This window comes from Delftia tsuruhatensis NBRC 16741, assembly GCF_001571325.1.
In the GTDB taxonomy this organism is placed as follows: domain Bacteria; phylum Pseudomonadota; class Gammaproteobacteria; order Burkholderiales; family Burkholderiaceae_C; genus Comamonas; species Comamonas tsuruhatensis.
The window spans coordinates 51,959-67,915 of the sequence record NZ_BCTO01000043.1 but is presented as its reverse complement, the minus strand read 5'-3'; the positions used below and the strand labels follow the sequence as shown (position 1 = coordinate 67,915).

Sequence of the window (15,957 nt, the reverse complement as noted above, 5' to 3'; positions counted from 1 at the left end):
CGCGCAATGCAGACATGTGGGACGTATGAGCTATTCAAAGCGGATGCAAGGTGCTACAACAGTTCCACACGGTAGCGAATGCCTTGCAACTTCGCGGCACTGTTCGCCCTCGGGTGCCGCCGGGAGAGGTCGTATGGATGTCATCAGCAACTCGGCTGCACGTTACGTTCGCCTTCGCGAAGAAGAGATGTCGCTGGACGAATTTCTCGCCCTGTGCCAGCGCGATCCCATGGCCTACGAGGGCGCCGCCCAGCGCATGCTGGCGGCCATAGGCGAACCCGAAATGGTGGACACGCGCAATGATCCGCGCCTGTCGCGGCTGTTTGCCAACAAGGTCATCCGGCGCTATCCGGCCTTCGCCGAGTTCTACGGCATGGAAGACTCCATCGAGCAGGTGGTGAGCTTCTTCCGCCATGCGGCCCAGGGCCTGGAAGAGCGCAAGCAGATCCTCTATCTGCTGGGCCCCGTGGGCGGTGGCAAGAGCTCCATCGCCGAGCGCCTCAAATACCTGATGCAGAAGGTGCCGTTCTACGCGCTCAAGGGCTCGCCCGTGAACGAGTCGCCGCTGGGCCTGTTCGATCCGGTGGAGGACGGGCCGCTGCTGGAGGAGCAGTTCGGCATTCCCCGGCGCTGCCTCAACCATGTGCTGTCGCCCTGGGCCGTCAAGCGCCTGGAGGAGTTGGGGGGTGATATCCGCCAGTTCCGCGTGGTCAAGCGCTATCCGAGCATCTCCAGGCAGGTGGGCATTGCCAAGACCGAGCCTGGCGACGAGAACAACCAGGACATCTCCAGCCTGGTGGGCAAGGTGGACATCCGCAAGCTGGAGAACTTTGCCCAGGACGATACCGATGCCTACAGCTACTCGGGCGGCCTGTGCCTGGCCAACCAGGGCCTGCTGGAGTTCGTGGAGATGTTCAAGGCGCCCATCAAGGTGCTGCACCCGCTGCTGACGGCTACGCAGGAGAGCAACTACAAGGGAACGGAGGGCTTTGGCGCCATTCCCTTCGACGGCATGGTGCTGGCCCACAGCAACGAGAGCGAGTGGAAGGCCTTCCGCAACAACCGCAACAACGAGGCCTTCCTGGACCGGGTCTACATCGTCAAGGTGCCTTACTGCCTGCGCGTGTCGGAGGAGGTGCGCATCTACGAGAAGCTGATCCGCGAGTCCTCGCTGGCCAGCGCCGTGTGCGCGCCCGGCACGCTCAAGATGATGGCCCAGTTCGCCGTGCTCACGCGGCTGAAGGAGCCCGAGAACTCCAGCATCTTCAGCAAGATGCAGGTCTATGACGGCGAGAGCCTCAAGGACACGGACCCGCGCGCCAAGAGCTTCCAGGAGTATCGCGACTATGCGGGCGTGGACGAGGGCATGTCGGGCATCTCCACGCGCTTCGCGTTCAAGATCCTGTCCAAGGTCTTCAACTACGACAGTACCGAGGTGGCGGCCAATCCGGTGCACCTGATGTATGTGCTGGAGCAGCAGATCGAGCGCGAGCAGTTCCCTGCCGAGCTGGAGACCAAGTACACCAGCTACATCAAGGAATACCTGTCGCCGCACTATGCCGAGTTCATCGGCAAGGAAATCCAGACGGCCTATCTGGAGAGCTACAGCGAGTACGGCCAGAACATCTTCGACCGCTACGTCACCTACGCCGACTACTGGATACAGGACAGCGAGTACCGCGACAACGATACCGGCGAGGCCTTCGACCGCAACGCGCTCAACGCCGAGATGGAGAAGGTCGAGAAGCCCGCGGGCATCGCCAATGCCAAGGACTTCCGCAACGAGATCGTCAACTTCGTGCTGCGCGCGCGGGCCAACAACCAGGGCAAGAACCCCAGCTGGACCAGCTACGAGAAGCTGCGCGTGGTGATCGAGAAGAAGATGTTCTCCAATACCGAGGAGCTGCTGCCCGTGATCAGCTTCAACGCCAAGGCCAGTGCCGAGGATGCCCGCAAGCACGAGGACTTTGTCACCCGCATGGAGGCCAAGGGCTATACGTCCAAGCAGGTGCGCCTGCTGTGCGAGTGGTATCTGCGCGTTCGCAAGAGCAACTGACGGGTGGGTGCGCCGCCCTTCGGCGCGCCCGGGCTGGGGGGAACAGATGGCATTGCAAATCATCGATCGCAGGCTGGCCGGCAAGAACAAGTCGGTGGGCAACCGCGAGCGCTTCGTGCGCCGCTACAAGGCGCAGATCGCCGAGGCGGTGCGCCGCGCGGTGGACAAGCGCGGCATCCGCCACATGGAGGAGTCCGAGAGCGTCTCCATCCCGCGCAAGGACATCCGCGAGCCCGTGTTCCACCACGGGCAGGGCGGCGTCCATGACACGGTGCACCCGGGCAACACCGAGCATGTGCGCGGCGACCGCATTGCCCGGCCGCAGGGCGGCGCAGGCGGCGGCGGCTCCCAGGCCAGCGACAGCGGCGAGGGCGAGGACGACTTCACCTTCACCCTGACCAAGGAAGAGTTCATGGAACTGTTCTTTGAAGACCTGGCCCTGCCGCGCCTGCTGCGCACCCACATCGGCAACACCATGCAGTACAAGACGCGCCGCGCCGGCTACAGCCACGACGGCACGCCGCACAACCTGGCCCTGCTGCGCACCATGCGCGGCGCCCTGGGCCGGCGCATTGCGCTGACCAAGGCGCCGCACCGCGAACTCAAGGCACTGGAAGAGCAGCTGCAAGCGCTGCTGGCGCAGGACGATGGCACCAGCGAGGCGGCGGCCGAGCTGCAGCAGCGCATCGATGCGCTGAAGCTGCGCATGGGCACGGTGGCCTTTCTCGACCCCATCGACCTGCGGTTTCGCAACCGCACGCGCGTGCCTGCGCCCATCAGCCAGGCCGTGATGTTCTGCGTGATGGATGTGTCCGGCTCCATGGACCAGGACCGCAAGGACCTGGCCAAGCGCTTCTTCATCCTGCTGTACCTGTTCCTGACGCGGCACTACGAGAAGATCGACATCGTCTTCATCCGCCACCACACGCAGGCGGCCGAGGTCAGCGAGGACGAGTTCTTCCACTCCCAGGAAAGCGGCGGCACGGTGGTCAGCAGTGCGCTGGTGCTGCTGGACCAGATCATCCGCGCGCGCTACCCGTCCGGGGACTGGAACATCTACGTGGCCCAGGCCAGCGATGGCGACAACTTCGGCGACGACGGCTCCAACTGCCGCAACCTGCTGGTCGACAAGATCCTGCCGCTGGTGCGCTACTTCGCCTATGTGCAGGTGGTGCAGGAAGAGCAGAGCCTGTGGCAGGAGTACAGCCAGGTGCTGCCGCTGTTCTCGCATTTCGCCATGCGCAAGGTGTCGGACGCCAGCGAGATCTACCCCGTGTTCCGCGACCTGTTCAAGAAAGAGGGGGTATCGGTATGAACCTCTCTCACTATCCCGTGCTGGCGCCCCGCCATGCCACGCCGCAGTGGAAATCCCATCTGGCCAGCGAACGGGCCCAGCGCATCGTGCCCTCCGCGCCGCTGCCGGCGGGGGAGCGGCCGGCCGAGCCTCTGCCCGATCCCAGCGACTGGACCTTCGAGCTCATCGAACGCTATCACGCAGCGATTGCGGCCGCCGCCGAACGCTACGGCCTGGACACCTATCCCAACCAGCTGGAAGTGATCTCGGCCGAGCAGATGATGGACGCCTACGCCAGCGTGGGCATGCCCGTGGGCTACCGCCACTGGAGCTATGGCAAGGAATACATGGCGACGGAGCGGCGCTACCGGCGCGGCCACATGGGCCTGGCCTACGAGATCGTCATCAACTCCAATCCCTGCATCAGCTATCTGATGGAGGAGAACACCACGGCCATGCAGGCCCTGGTGATCGCCCATGCGGCGTACGGCCACAACAGCTTCTTCAAGAACAACTACCTGTTCGGCATGTGGACGGATGCCGGCAGCATCATCGACTACCTGGTCTATGCGCGCGACTTCATCACCCAGTGCGAGGAGCGCCACGGCCTGACGACGGTGGAGCAATGGCTGGACTCCTGCCACGCCCTGTCCAACCTGGGCGTGGACCGCTACCGCCGCCCCTCCAAGAAAAGCCTGGCGCGCGAGCGGGCCGAGCGCGAGCAGCGCGAGGCCTATGCCCAGCAGCAGGTCAACGAGCTGTGGCGCACCCTGCCGGCCCGCCCGGGCAAGGACAGCGCGGCGCAGCACAGCGAGCGCTTTCCCAAGGAGCCCGAGGAAAACCTGCTGTACTTCATCGAGAAGAACGCCCCGCTGCTGGAGCCCTGGCAGCGCGAGATCGTGCGCATCGTGCGCAAGATCGCCCAGTACTTCTACCCGCAGCGCCAGACCCAGGTGATGAACGAGGGCTGGGCCACGTTCTGGCACTACACCCTGCTCAACACCCTGTACGACGAAGGCTGGCTGACCGACGGCGTGATGATCGAATGGCTGTCCTCCCACACCAACGTCATCTACCAGCCCCCGGCCGGTCACCGCGCCTACAGCGGCATCAACCCCTATGCGCTGGGCTTTGCCATGTACCGCGACATCCGCCGCATCTGCCAGGACCCCACCGAAGAAGACCGCCGCTGGTTCCCCGACCTGGCCGGCACGACCTGGCTGCCGGCGCTGCACCATGCCATGCAGAACTTCAAGGACGAGAGCTTTGTCGGCCAGTACCTGAGCCCTCAGCTGATGCGCGACATGCGCCTGTTCGCCATCCATGACGACGCCAGCGAACGCGAGCTGCTGGTCAGCGCCATCCACGACGACGACGGCTACCGCACCCTGCGCCAGACGCTGTCGCAGCAATACGACCTGGGCGCGCGCGAGCCCAATATCCAGGTCTGGAACGTCAATCTGCGCGGCGACCGCTGCCTCACCCTGCGCCACACCCGCTACCAGGGCCGGCCGCTGTCCGACGATGCGCTGGAAGTGCTCAAGCACGCAGCGCGCCTGTGGGGCTTTGGCGTGCAGCTGGAAAGCGTCAACGGCGATGGCGACGCGCCCGTGCTGTTGCACTCGGTGCCCGCTCCACCGGCCTGATCCTCCTGCCTGAGCCAGCCAGGCCCTAGCGCAGCGTGCCCACGTACTTGCGGTTTTCCGTACGCTGGCGCATCAGCTCGCCTGCGCGCTGCATGAGCGGCGAGCGCTCGGCGGGCCCGGCCAGCGCGGCATTCCAGGCCGCTTCGAAGCGATGGGTCCATTCCACCAGTTCGGGCGTGCTGCGCGCCCCTTCCTGCTCCCGGGCGAAGCGGATGATTTCGGCGGCGTACTCGGCATTGGCCGCTAGCCATTCGGTATCGGTCACGCGGCCGCAGCTTCTGCGCAGCAGCACATGCAGGTGCGCGGCGATGGCCAGGAGTTCGCTTTCGGGCATGTAGTGGCACTCCTTCGGTTTGACGATCATCGGGCGATCGGGTGCCGGGCCGCTTCGCGGCCCGGCCGTTCATCCACTCAGGCGTTCGCGGTGCAGCGCCAGGTCCAGGCCCTGCAGCTCGCTTTCCTCATCCACGCGCAGGCCGATCAGCATGTCCAGCAACCACAGCAGCACTGCCGTGGCCACCAGCGTGAACAAGGCCACGGCCAGCACGCTCACGGCCTGGGTGAGCACGCTGGCCTGCACGCCGCCGATCTGCGGACTGGCAAACACGCCGGTCAGCAGCGATCCCACGATGCCGCCCACGCCATGCACGCCAAACACATCCAGCGAATCGTCCGCGCCCAGCAGCCGCTTGAGGCCCGTGGCGCCCCAGTAGCAGGCGACACCGGCGATCAGGCCGATGCACAGCGCCGACAGCGGCGTCACGAAACCGGCTGCCGGCGTGATCGCCACCAGGCCGCCGACCAGCCCCGAGCACAGCCCCAGCAGCGTGGCCTTGCCGCGCACCACATACTCGGCCAGCGACCAGGCCAGGGCGCCCGCGCTGGCGGCAATGTGGGTGACGGCCAGCGCCAGCGCCGCCCGGCTGTCCCCGGCCAGCGATGAGCCGGCGTTGAAGCCGAACCAGCCCATCCACAGCAGCGCCGCGCCCATCATGGTCAGGGCCAGGTTGTAGGGCTCGAAGGGCTCGTGCCCGTAGCCGCGGCGCGGCCGCAGGAACCAGGCGCAGACCAGCCCGGCCACGCCCGCGTTCACATGCACCACGGTGCCCCCGGCAAAGTCCAGCGCGCCCATGCGCGCCAGCCAGCCGCCCGGCTCCCACACCCAGTGCGCCACCGGGGCATAAACCAGCAGGCTCCACAAGCCCACGAAGATCAGCATGGCACCGAAGCGCATGCGCTCCACCCAGGCGCCCACCAGCAAGGCGGCGGTGATCACGGCAAAGGCCAGCTGGAACATGGCATAGGCTGCTTCGGGCACATGCGGCGCCAGGTGGCTCACGGCCACCAGGCCCTTGGCGGCGTTGAAATCCAGCCCCGCGAACCAGGCGCGCGAATCACCGCCTATCCACGCATTGCCGGGCGTGAAGGCCAGCGAATAGCCCAGTGCGAACCACAGAATGCTCACCAGGCAGGCAATCGCCACCACGCTGGCCATGGTGTTGAGCACGTTCTTGCGGCGCACCATGCCCGCATAGAACAGCGCAATGCCGGGCAGCGTCATCAGCAGCACCAGCACCGTGGCCGTCATCAGCCAGACCGTGTCCACGGCGCTGAGGGATTCCACCGCCACCAGCGACGGCCGCGTGATCGCCTGCTCGGCCGCCTGCGCCGTCTGCGCCACACCCAGGACCGCGACCCATCCTCCCGCCACCAATGTTCTCAATGCCCGTGCGCACCTGTGCATGCAATGACTCCCTTGTTTGTTGTGGTCATGGGGCCGTCTGCCGTTGCCGCCATGGCTGCATTGGCCGGCCTGCAGCGGCCTTGCACAAGTCGTGCCAGCGCAGACGGGGCCCTTGGGGGCCGTGCGATGCAGCCGGAACACCAAAACGGGAAAACCGCGAGTCAAAACAGGGCAGCCGGGCGGGCGGTGCACCATCGGCGTGCGGTGGTGCAGCTCTTAAACTGCCGGCATGAATCGAAGAAATCTGATGTGCGCCGCGCTGCTCGCCTGTCTGTCACAGGCGGCGCTGGCGGCTGCCGAACTGCAGGACAGGCCCGAGTGGGCCCGCTTTTTTGCCGATGCCAAGGTTGATGGCAGCATCGTCGTGGTCGATGCCAGAGGCCCGGCCGAAGCCGTCTACGTCCACAACCGTGAACGCGCGGTGAGGCGCTACTCGCCCGCTTCCACCTTCAAGATCCCGCACAGCCTGTTCGCGCTGGACGCCGGGCTGGTGCGGGATGAATTCCAGCGCATTGCCTGGGATGGCGTGAAGCGCCAGTTGCCGGCCTGGAATGCCGATCAGGACCTGCGCTCGGCCATGCGCAACTCCACCGTCTGGGTGTACGAACGCTTTGCCGGGGAACTGGGCAGCGCGCGCGAGGCTGCCTACATGCGCAAGATCGACTACGGCAATGCGCTGGCCACGGGCGAGGCGCCTTTCTGGGTGGAGGGCGACCTGGCCATCTCGGCGCTGGAGCAGGTGGCCTTCCTGCAGCAGCTGTACCGCAATCGGCTGCCATTGCCGGTGGAACACCAGCGGCTGGTGAAGGACGTGATGATCAACGAGGCCGGCACCGACTGGATACTGCGCGCCAAAACCGGCTGGACGGGCCGTATCGGCTGGTGGGTGGGCTGGGTGGAATGGCCTGCCGGCCCCGTGTTCTTCGCCATGAACATGGACACGCCCCACAGGCTGGCCGACCTGCCCAAGCGCCAGGGCATCACGCGCGACATCCTGCGCTCCATCAACGCGTTGCCCAAGGCGCCGTAGCGCGCGGGACAAGGCCCATGCGTCAGCCCATCAGCCCATCAGCCCGTCAGCCCATCAGCCCTGGAGGCCGCTTGTCGGCCTTGCGCTCCACGGGGTTGGCGGTGAGCCAGTTGGAGGGGTACTGGCGCATGAACTCGCGCGCCTTTTCCACGCGCGCGTTGAGCCAGGCGTCGTAGGCGCCCTCGTTGAGAATCGCCGGCATGCGCTTTTCCGCGCCGGGCTGCTGGTAGCGGTGCAGCAGCGCATGGCTGTTGGCGTTGACCGTGAGCAGGGCGTAGCTCAGCAGCACCTCGCCATCCGGGCCCGTCCACTGCGCCCACACGCCGGCCACGCCCATGGGCTTGCCGTCGATGCGCGAGATGCGCGTGGGCAGGGCCTTGCCGTTGCGGTAGTCATCCTCGAAAAAGGCGGCCATGGGCACGATGCAGCGCTGGCCATTGAGCCAGGCATCGCGGAAGGCCTGGGCCGTGGAGACGGTCTCCGAACGCGCATTCACCAGCTTGAGCGCGCGCAGCCGTCCATCGGAGGCTGACTTCACCCAGTGCGGCACCAAGCCCCATTGGGCGGCAACCAGCTCGCGTGCGGGCGGTGCCGCAGGCGCGGGCGGTGTGTCGGAAGCGGAGGGTTCTTGCTGTCCGGTGGCGGCATCCGCGGCCACGGCGACGCTGCGGATGAAAAAGCCGGACTTGCGCGGTGTCATGTTGCGCTCGCTGGCGGCAGGCGCCTCCACGCCGAAGGCGTCGCGGTAGGCGTCGGCTTGCGACAGGGATTCGTAGTGGGTACTCATGCGCGGATGGTACCTGCGTGCCAGCGCAAAGTCGGGCGTCAGACGGTAATGGTCCCGGTCAGATAACGCGCGCAATGGCCGGCCACCTCGACGCTGGCATCGGTCACCTCGCAAAACAGCGTGCCCGTGCGGCGAGAGGCCTGGTGGCCGATCAGACGGTTCTTGCCCAGCCTGCCTGCCCAGTAAGGCGCAAGCGCCGCATGGATGGAGCCCGTGACCGGGTCTTCCTCGCCGCCATTGGCGGGCCAGAAATAGCGGCTGACGAAGTCATGGGAGGCGCCCGCATCCGCAGGCGCCGTCACCACCACGTCCAGCGGGCCCAGCGATTTGAGGCGCTCCAGGTCCGGCTTGACGGCTCGCACCTGGTCTTCGGTTGCGTAGACGGCCACGTAGGCCTGCTGGTTCACGAGATAGGCCGTGGGTGCGGGCGTCAGGCCTTCGCGCAGTGCGGCGGGCACCTCATCCAGCGACTTGGCATCGCGGCGCGGGAAGGTCATGACGATGCGTCCGCCATCCTCCTGCGCGGCCGTGACCTTGCCCACGGCGGCGGCCCAGAACGTGATGCTGCGCAGCGCCGGGTCGGCCTCGAACAGCACGAAGGCGCTTGCCAGCGTGGCATGGCCGCAGAACGCGATCTCGGTCAGGGGGGAGAACCAGCGGATCTCGAAGGCGGCGCGCTCGGCACTCCAGACCAGGAACGAGGTCTCCGAAAGATTGTTCTCGGCGGCAATGGCCTGCAGCGTGGAATCGGCAAGCCATGCATCCAGGGGAATGACGGCGGCCTGATTGCCCTTGAATCGTTCCGATGTGAATGCGTCGATGACGTGGATGGGGAGTTGCATTTGCAAAAGGCCTTTGGGTCGGATTCGTGTGCAGCCCGTCATTGTTGTCTCTGTCTCCAATGGCTGCGCGCGGATTCTACGGTCCGGCAGGATGGAGCTGAGGCATGCATGCCCGGCATGCCGGCCCACGCGGCTGCGGGGCGCCGCGTGGGATGCCTCGCCCCATCCCTTGCTTGAAATGCCCGCTCCCGGCTGCAAGGCTCACTCAATGCCCAGAACCGTTTTCATGGCAGCCCAGGCCACGCCGTTCAGCCGGGTGGAATAGCTGAGCGCCTGGTCTTCGCTGGCAATGGCGGCAGGCAGGCGATAGCCGAATACGCTGCCGTCGAATTCCGTATAGCCCCGCGTCACGCCTTGCATGAAGGTCTTGCCAGGGAAGTCGGCAAAGCTCAGCAGGCGCACGCCCTGGGAGGTGGAGAGGGTGTACGCGCTTTGCGAATGCACGGTGCAGGCGCCCAGATCGCTGTAGGCCGGAGGGGTGGACTCACAGCTGTAGAACTGGGCGTTGGCCGCATCGATGAAGGCCACGCGCAACACATGGTTGGCATCGACCGGCCCCGCCGCCCCGACTGTCGAGGCGCGCACGGTGGCTGGAGTCGACAGGTTCACCGCGCTGGCCGGGCGGCCGGCAATCATGGCTTCCAGCGTGGCGAAGCCGAAGCGGTCCGTGGCCGTGTTGTTGATGAAGGCCGGCGACCGGTTCAACTGCACCGACAGTGCAGTGCGCATCTGTGCGCCCTGCGGGAAGACGGCCGAGCCCAGCGTGGCAGGGTCCATTTCGATGGAGCGGTCATGGCGGATGCCCTCGGCCTGCAGCGTTGTGTCTCCGGCACGCAATTGCGTAATGACTTCGGCCATGGGCTTGCCGCTGACGTCCTGCGAAGCGGTGGTAAAGCCCAGGTAGGCGGTGGACTGGTTGCACAGCAGCGTGCGCGAGGGAACCCCCTGTGTCGTCAGGCGCGCAACGGAATTGTCGCAGCGCGTCCATCCGGTGCTGGTGAGCGTGACGGACGGGAACAGCGCTTCCTGCGTACTGGGTGCACCGTTGGTTTTTCCGCTGCGTGTCTCGAACTGGTGGGCAAAGCCGTCTGCCTGGACGACGCCGTCGGACCTGCGTTCACGCACGGAGTAGTTCTGCGCGTTGCCATAGTTCAGGAACGCCAGTTGGTTCGATGCCACGGCCGCTGCGCCAGGTGCCGTCACCTGGATAGGCACGCCCAACTCAAGCGCGTAGGCGGTGACCTTGGCGGCTGTGCGCGCGGTATCCGCAAGCACGGCGGCACTGGAGGCCGCGTCGCTCTGGTAGTCGTAGATCCTGGCGGCGTCGATGCCGAGCTGGCGGGCCACTGCAGCCTCGGCCACTTCCCTGGCTGTGCCGGCCGCGATGGCCTTTTGCACCAGGCTGGTCAATGGATTGATCTGCGCCGATTTGCCAGCCGGTGCAGACAGCACGAACGCCTTGGCTGTGGCGGTGCTGGTGGGGTCCGCAGCGTCCACGGATTCGGGTGTGATGCGAGCCAGCACGGGAGCCTGGTTGAAGGCAGCGGTGGCTGCCGCATCGCCGGGTTGATAGGTCAGGCTGAACGTGCCGTCGCTGCCGGTGGCCGCTGCGCTGGGCTCGCCCGTGTCGCAGGCTGCATTGGCGTTCAGATCCACGCAGACTGCAGCGTTGCGCACGGCCTGGTCGATGGCGACGGTGCCTGACAGCGTGATGGCCGGCTGTGTCACGGTGCCGCCGCCGGTGCCCCCGCCGCTGTCGGTGCCGCCGCTGCCTCCTCCACAGGCATAGAGGCTTGCAACAAGTCCGCACAGCAGCAAAGGGCGCACGGCGGGAAAGGAAGTGGATGCACTGGGGTGGATTTGCATGGTGTCGGTACAGGAATGTGGGTGGCAAGCCAACTCTATGTGTGACACGCAACAAACAAAATGATGCAATTGCACTATCCTGAAGCGCTGCCGGGGTGGGGCAAGAGGGCACGGCTCGCGCAACACCCGCCCGTGCAGTCGATCTCAACGTATCGAAGAGAGGCAGGCAAGCCGCCATGGACGCTGCATACAACCACCTGCTGCTGAACCTCTACCGGCTATCGCACGAGCAGCCTGTCGAACATTTCCAGGACCAGGCGCTGGACCTGCTCAAACCCGTGCTGCCCTTCGACTCGGCCATGTGGGGCTCGGCCACCATGACGGCGGCCGGCATCGATATCCACACCATCCACCTTCATCGGCAGCCACCCGAAATGCTGCAGGCCTATGAAGAGGTCAAGCACCTGGACACGGCGGCGCAGGCCGTCACCATGCATCCCAGCGAGACGCTGGCCTTCGAAGCGAGGACTTGGTTCAGTGGCCGGCATCAGGGGGCGCTGCGCGACTACGGCAGGCGCTTCGAGCAGTCGCACTTCTTCATCGGCGGGATGCTGAACCCGAGCACTCTTTACACGCGCTGGCTCACGCTGTTTCGCGCCCGCACGGATGCGCATTGCACCGAGGGCGAGCGCCAACTGCTGGCCGCGCTGCTGCCCCATGTGCAGCAGGCGCTGGAACTCAACCGCCTCACGCATCTGGGGCAGCTTCGGCAGGGCCTGGCCCGTGATCGGTTGGGCTCGGCACTGGCAGACCCGCGCGGCATCATCCACCACATGGACGTCGTCTTCGAGCACGCCTTGCGCGCCGAATGGCCGGGCTGGCAAGGTCCTCGCCTGCCTGCGGCCGTGCAGACTGCGGCACAGGGCGGCGCCCATCGTCTGGTGGCCCACACCCTGGTCATCACGCTGTTCACGCAGCACGGTCTGCTGTGGTTGCGAGCGCGCCCCCGGTGCGCAGCCGACGGGCTGTCCCCCCGCGAAGCCACGGTTGCCCGGCTTGTGGTCCGGGGCCTGACCCACAAGCAGATTGCAGTCCAACTCCAGCGTGCTCCTGCCACGGTGCGCAATCAGATCCGCTCCATCTACGAAAAGCTGGGCATTGCCAACGTGGCATCGCTTGCCGAGGCACTCCGGCTGATGGATTGAGGCCAAGGTCCAGGAAAACCCTGGTGTAGTTTGCAAGTGCTTGTGAAAAATAGAATGAAGATTCGTTCTACGATCATTTCCCATGCAAGACGAGGCCTGGACCTTCTTTCCGCATGCGGGTTCGCGCCATGTGCAGACGCTGCGCGTGGCGCTCAGGCTGTTCGTGGAGCGGGGCTTCTTCAATACCTCGATACAGGACCTGTGCGCCGAGGCCGGCGTGTCCATCGGTTTCTTCTACAACCACTTTGCCGACAAGGAAGGCATTGCGCGCGAGCTGTACCGGCATTTGCTGGCGCGCATGAATGTGCTGCTCGACGATATCGAGGAGCGGCACGCGGGCAGCGCCCAGCGCTGCCGCGAGGTGCTGCGCATGCTGTTCGGGCTGGCCGAGGCCGAGCCCGAGGCCATGGGCTTCGTGGTCAATGCGCGCCACCGCGAGTTTCTGCCCGACGAGCAGGCCATCTGCTCGGCCTCGGCCTTCGTGCGCATGCGCGGCTTCGTGTTCGCCGGCATGACAGATGGCGAGATCCGCCAGATGGAGCCCATGGTGGCGGCCAGCCTGATGTACGGCAGCGCGATCCGCATGATCTGCCTGCGGCTGGACGGCATCATCGACACGCCCATAGAGCCCCTGTTCGACGCGCTCTGGGACGGGGTGTGGCGATCGCTCAAGCCTGACTGAGCGGCGCATTTTCCGGCGCGGGCGCCGTGCGGCGCCAGCGGTTGTTCCACTGAGGCGAAAGCACAAGGAGTAGCAGGGATGGCGCATCACATCTTGATCATCGGAGGGGGCATTGGCGGCACCATGACCGCCAACCACCTGGTCAGCAAGCTGTATCCGGAGGTGGTCACGGGCAAGGTGCGCATCACCATGCTGTCGAACTCGCCCTGGCACTACTACAAGCCGGCCTTCATGTACGTGGCCTTCAATGCCTTCTTCCGCGACGAGCTGCGGCGCAGGCAGCGCGGCCTGCTGCGGCCCGAGATCGACTTCCAGGTGGAAGAAGTGGAACGCTTCGACTTCGCGCTGCAGGCCGTGCACTGCAAGAGCGGCAAGCGCTTCGGCTACGACCACCTGGTGATCTCCACGGGCTGCGTGCCTTCGCCCGAGCGCATCGAAGGCCTGGCCGAGGCCGGCGACCACTTCTACCAGCACGCGCCCGCGCGGCAACTGGCCGACAAGCTGGCGCGCATAGAAAAGGGCCGCATCTTCGTCACCGTGACCTTTCCCAAGACGCCCAATGTGCCGCACCAGTGCGGCATCGCGCCCATAGAGACCACGCTGATGCTGGACGACCTGCTGCGCCGGCGCGGCGTGCGCGACAAGGTGGAGATCGTCTACACCTATCCCACGGTCTCGCAGCTGCTGCGCAACTGCCTGTTCCTGCAGAAGGACACCTGCGAGATCCTGCCCACGGTGTTCGAGCAGCGCGGCATTCGCCACCAGCGCGGCTTCACGCTGGCGCGCGTGGACCCCGAGGCCAAGGTGGCCCACTCGGAAGAGGGCCAGTCCGAGGACTTCGACATCCTCATGGCCACGCCGCCGATACGCGCCGTGCAGGCCGTGCGCGACTGCGGCTTGTCGCAGGCGCAGGACGGCGAAGGCTGGCTGCCCACCGACCACGAGACCATGCAGGTGCTGGGCCAGAGCCATGTCTATGTGCTGGGCGATACGGTGGACCTGCCGGTGAGCAAGGCCGGCGGCGCCTGCCACAACCAGTCGCCCGTGGTGGTGAACAACATCGCCTCGCAGATCCGCTTCGGCCGCACCAGCGATGCCTACGACGGGCGCGTGGTGGCCATCGCCCAGATGGGCCTGGACGGCGGCATGCCGCTTTGGTACGACTACCAGGTCGACGTCAAGCCCACGCCGCCGACCAAGCTCGGCTCCATGATGCGCAAGGGCTTCAACCGCGGCATGTACTGGGCCGTGGCCCGCGCCCTGGTCTGAGGCCAGGGCCTTTGCATTGTCATTCCAAGCACGAAGACAAGGAGCACCGAGATGAACATCGCTTCCGACATTCCCGTGGCGCAGCCCGCCGCCGGCGGCCTGCTGCAGGACGACGCCGCGCTGCAGGGGCTGGCCGAACTGATGGGCAAGCTGGAGCCGCTGCTGGCGGGCCGGCGCCTGAACCGCGTGGTCGATCTGCTGTCGGCCACGGCGGACCTGGTGGACATGGCAGACGACTACATGGTCGAGAAGGTCGCCAAGGCCTTCGAGGATGGCGTGGGCGGGGCCTGGGCCGCGGGCAATGCCGCGCGCATGGCGGCGGCCCAGGTGCAGGCCATGGAGGAAACGCCCACCCTGATCGGCCTGATGCGCATGGCACGCGAGCCCGATGTGCGGCGCGGCCTGGCCTTCATGCTGGCCATGGCCGGCGCGCTGGGGCGCCAGCATGCCCACGATCCCATCGACTACGCGGCGGACTGAAACGCAGGGCCGAGCCACGGCCGCCCGGCAGCGCACGGGCTGCGGTGGTACAAACGCCGGGGGCGGATGTGATCCGCCCTTTTTCTTTTTGCCCATTGCCCGCCATGCCTTCTTCCTGTTCCTTGCCGGTGCTGCCGGCCGCTGTCCCTGACCATTGCAGGCCCCGCTGCACCGAGGGCAGGGCATGACCGCGCAGCACCTGAGCCGTGGCGACTGGGCGCGTGCGCTGCTGGTCATCCTGATCTGGGGCACCAACTTCGTGGCCATGAAGTTCGGTCTGCTGACGCTGTCGCCCATGCTGCTGAGCGCGCTGCGCTTCGTGGTGGCGTCGCTGCCCTTTTTGCTGTTCGTGCGCCCGCCCAAGTCGGTGGGCTGGCGCTATCTGGCCGCCTATGGGTTGGTGCAGGGCGTGGGCCAGTTCGGCATGCTGTTCCTGGGCCTGAAGCTGGGCATGCCGGCGGGCATGGCCTCGGTGGTGCTGCAGACGCAGGCCTTCGTCACGCTGCTGCTGGCCGCCTTCCTGCTGGGCGAGCCCGCGCGCCTGTGGCATTGGCTGGGCCTGGTGGTGTCGCTGGGCGGGCTGGTTGCCATTGGCAGCGCCCATGGCGAGGGCGACAACGCCATGACGCTGGCCGGCTTTTTGCTGACCGTGGGCGCAGCCTGCATGTGGGCCGTGTCCAACATGATCACGCGCTATGCGGCGCGCAGCGGCCCCTACGAGCCCTTCCCCTTCATCGTCTGGAGCAGCATCTTCCCCATCGCGCCGCTGATGGCCCTGGCTGTCTGGACCGATGGCGCGGATACGGTCGTGCAGCAACTGGCGGGGATCGACCTGACCGCCGTGGCCTCCATCCTGTACCTGGCGCTGCTGGCCACGCTGCTGGGCTACGGCCTGTGGACGCGCCTGCTGCAGCGCTATGCGGCCGGCACGGTGGCGCCGCTGTCGCTGATGGTGCCCGTGGTGGGCCTGGTCTCGGCCATGCTGCTGCTGGGCGAGCGGCCCACCTTCATGCAGTGGATGGGCACGCTGGCCGTGCTGGCGGGCATGGTGATCAACCAGTTCGGCGGGCGCTGGCTGGCGGGGCGGGCGCGATAGGGGAACAGGCGCCAGGGGGA

At 66.3% G+C, this 15,957-nt stretch carries 14 protein-coding genes; 9 read left to right on the top strand and 5 right to left on the bottom strand.

Translation table 11 applies throughout. The annotated features are described in order from the left end of the window. The first annotated feature begins 133 nt into the window (after positions 1 to 133). Genes DTS01S_RS20555 through DTS01S_RS20545 form a run of 3 tightly spaced genes read left to right on the top strand, consistent with a single transcriptional unit; the run spans position 134 to position 4,996 of the window. A complete protein-coding gene (locus DTS01S_RS20555) occupies positions 134 to 2,056 on the top strand; it encodes a PrkA family serine protein kinase (protein ID WP_016449756.1) in 1,923 nt (640 codons plus the stop codon). A gap of 46 nt (positions 2,057 to 2,102) precedes the next feature. Further along, entirely contained in the window at positions 2,103 to 3,371 is a 1,269-nt protein-coding gene (locus DTS01S_RS20550; RefSeq protein WP_016449755.1) for a YeaH/YhbH family protein, read from the top strand. Beyond that, entirely contained in the window at positions 3,368 to 4,996 is a 1,629-nt protein-coding gene (locus tag DTS01S_RS20545) for a SpoVR family protein (protein WP_061288619.1), read from the top strand. Before DTS01S_RS20550 ends, DTS01S_RS20545 begins: the two co-directional genes overlap by 4 nt. Positions 4,997 to 5,021: 25 nt before the next feature. Here DTS01S_RS20545 and DTS01S_RS20540 read toward each other — a convergent pair whose 3' ends face one another. Continuing rightward, positions 5,022 to 5,330: a hypothetical protein gene (locus DTS01S_RS20540; protein WP_026062944.1), complete on the bottom strand. Its 309-nt coding sequence runs from the start codon at positions 5,328 to 5,330 to the stop codon at positions 5,022 to 5,024. Positions 5,331 to 5,399: 69 nt separating this feature from the next. After that, the gene (locus DTS01S_RS20535; protein WP_026062945.1) at positions 5,400 to 6,740 is read right to left on the bottom strand and encodes an ammonium transporter; all 1,341 of its coding nucleotides are present in this window, start codon (positions 6,738 to 6,740) and stop codon (positions 5,400 to 5,402) included. A 229-nt stretch (positions 6,741 to 6,969) separates the two neighbouring features. Between DTS01S_RS20535 and blaOXA the strand changes: the two genes are divergently transcribed. Then, a complete protein-coding gene (blaOXA, locus tag DTS01S_RS20530; protein WP_074931988.1) occupies positions 6,970 to 7,770 on the top strand; it encodes a class D beta-lactamase in 801 nt (266 codons plus the stop codon). 46 nt (positions 7,771 to 7,816) lie between these two features. Here the strand turns inward: blaOXA and DTS01S_RS20525 are convergent, their stop codons facing one another. The 3 genes from DTS01S_RS20525 to DTS01S_RS20515 all read right to left on the bottom strand — a co-directional run bounded on the left by DTS01S_RS20525 (position 7,817) and on the right by DTS01S_RS20515 (position 11,265). After that, positions 7,817 to 8,557 (bottom strand): SOS response-associated peptidase, encoded by a 741-nt coding sequence (locus tag DTS01S_RS20525; protein ID WP_017406928.1) that lies wholly within the window; start codon positions 8,555 to 8,557, stop codon positions 7,817 to 7,819. Between the two features lie 38 nt (positions 8,558 to 8,595). Continuing rightward, the gene (locus DTS01S_RS20520) at positions 8,596 to 9,399 is read right to left on the bottom strand and encodes a PhzF family phenazine biosynthesis protein (RefSeq protein ID WP_017406927.1); all 804 of its coding nucleotides are present in this window, start codon (positions 9,397 to 9,399) and stop codon (positions 8,596 to 8,598) included. A gap of 201 nt (positions 9,400 to 9,600) precedes the next feature. After that, on the bottom strand, positions 9,601 to 11,265 hold the full coding sequence (locus DTS01S_RS20515) for a hypothetical protein (protein ID WP_026062782.1): 1,665 nt from the start codon (positions 11,263 to 11,265) through the stop codon (positions 9,601 to 9,603). Positions 11,266 to 11,441: 176 nt separating this feature from the next. On the opposite strand from DTS01S_RS20515, the gene DTS01S_RS20510 reads away from it, so the two are divergent. The 5 genes from DTS01S_RS20510 to DTS01S_RS20490 all read left to right on the top strand — a co-directional run bounded on the left by DTS01S_RS20510 (position 11,442) and on the right by DTS01S_RS20490 (position 15,937). Next, a complete protein-coding gene (locus tag DTS01S_RS20510; protein ID WP_016449747.1) occupies positions 11,442 to 12,410 on the top strand; it encodes a helix-turn-helix transcriptional regulator in 969 nt (322 codons plus the stop codon). Between the two features lie 82 nt (positions 12,411 to 12,492). Next, positions 12,493 to 13,092 (top strand): TetR/AcrR family transcriptional regulator, encoded by a 600-nt coding sequence (locus DTS01S_RS20505; protein WP_012204257.1) that lies wholly within the window; start codon positions 12,493 to 12,495, stop codon positions 13,090 to 13,092. A 78-nt stretch (positions 13,093 to 13,170) separates the two neighbouring features. Further along, a complete protein-coding gene (locus DTS01S_RS20500) occupies positions 13,171 to 14,361 on the top strand; it encodes an NAD(P)/FAD-dependent oxidoreductase (RefSeq protein ID WP_017406925.1) in 1,191 nt (396 codons plus the stop codon). A gap of 51 nt (positions 14,362 to 14,412) precedes the next feature. Further along, positions 14,413 to 14,841 carry a DUF1641 domain-containing protein gene (locus tag DTS01S_RS20495; protein ID WP_012204259.1) on the top strand — a complete coding sequence of 143 codons (429 nt, stop codon included), beginning with the start codon at positions 14,413 to 14,415 and terminating at the stop codon, positions 14,839 to 14,841. 184 nt (positions 14,842 to 15,025) lie between these two features. Continuing rightward, complete coding sequence (locus DTS01S_RS20490) at positions 15,026 to 15,937, top strand: O-acetylserine/cysteine exporter (RefSeq protein ID WP_013803501.1); 912 nt, start codon at positions 15,026 to 15,028, stop codon at positions 15,935 to 15,937. The last annotated feature ends 20 nt before the right edge of the window (positions 15,938 to 15,957 follow it).

Coding starts and splice junctions, on each gene's coding strand:
- DTS01S_RS20545 (WP_061288619.1), top strand. CDS start 3,368: ATGAACCTCTCTCACTATCCCGTGCTGGCGCCCCGCCATGCCACGCCG.
- DTS01S_RS20495 (WP_012204259.1), top strand. CDS start 14,413: ATGAACATCGCTTCCGACATTCCCGTGGCGCAGCCCGCCGCCGGCGGC.
- DTS01S_RS20555 (WP_016449756.1), top strand. CDS start 134: ATGGATGTCATCAGCAACTCGGCTGCACGTTACGTTCGCCTTCGCGAA.
- DTS01S_RS20515 (WP_026062782.1), bottom strand. CDS start 11,265: ATGCAAATCCACCCCAGTGCATCCACTTCCTTTCCCGCCGTGCGCCCT.
- DTS01S_RS20540 (WP_026062944.1), bottom strand. CDS start 5,330: ATGCCCGAAAGCGAACTCCTGGCCATCGCCGCGCACCTGCATGTGCTG.
- DTS01S_RS20510 (WP_016449747.1), top strand. CDS start 11,442: ATGGACGCTGCATACAACCACCTGCTGCTGAACCTCTACCGGCTATCG.
- DTS01S_RS20525 (WP_017406928.1), bottom strand. CDS start 8,557: ATGAGTACCCACTACGAATCCCTGTCGCAAGCCGACGCCTACCGCGAC.
- blaOXA (WP_074931988.1), top strand. CDS start 6,970: ATGAATCGAAGAAATCTGATGTGCGCCGCGCTGCTCGCCTGTCTGTCA.
- DTS01S_RS20490 (WP_013803501.1), top strand. CDS start 15,026: ATGACCGCGCAGCACCTGAGCCGTGGCGACTGGGCGCGTGCGCTGCTG.
- DTS01S_RS20520 (WP_017406927.1), bottom strand. CDS start 9,399: ATGCAACTCCCCATCCACGTCATCGACGCATTCACATCGGAACGATTC.
- DTS01S_RS20550 (WP_016449755.1), top strand. CDS start 2,103: ATGGCATTGCAAATCATCGATCGCAGGCTGGCCGGCAAGAACAAGTCG.
- DTS01S_RS20505 (WP_012204257.1), top strand. CDS start 12,493: ATGCAAGACGAGGCCTGGACCTTCTTTCCGCATGCGGGTTCGCGCCAT.
- DTS01S_RS20500 (WP_017406925.1), top strand. CDS start 13,171: ATGGCGCATCACATCTTGATCATCGGAGGGGGCATTGGCGGCACCATG.
- DTS01S_RS20535 (WP_026062945.1), bottom strand. CDS start 6,740: ATGCACAGGTGCGCACGGGCATTGAGAACATTGGTGGCGGGAGGATGG.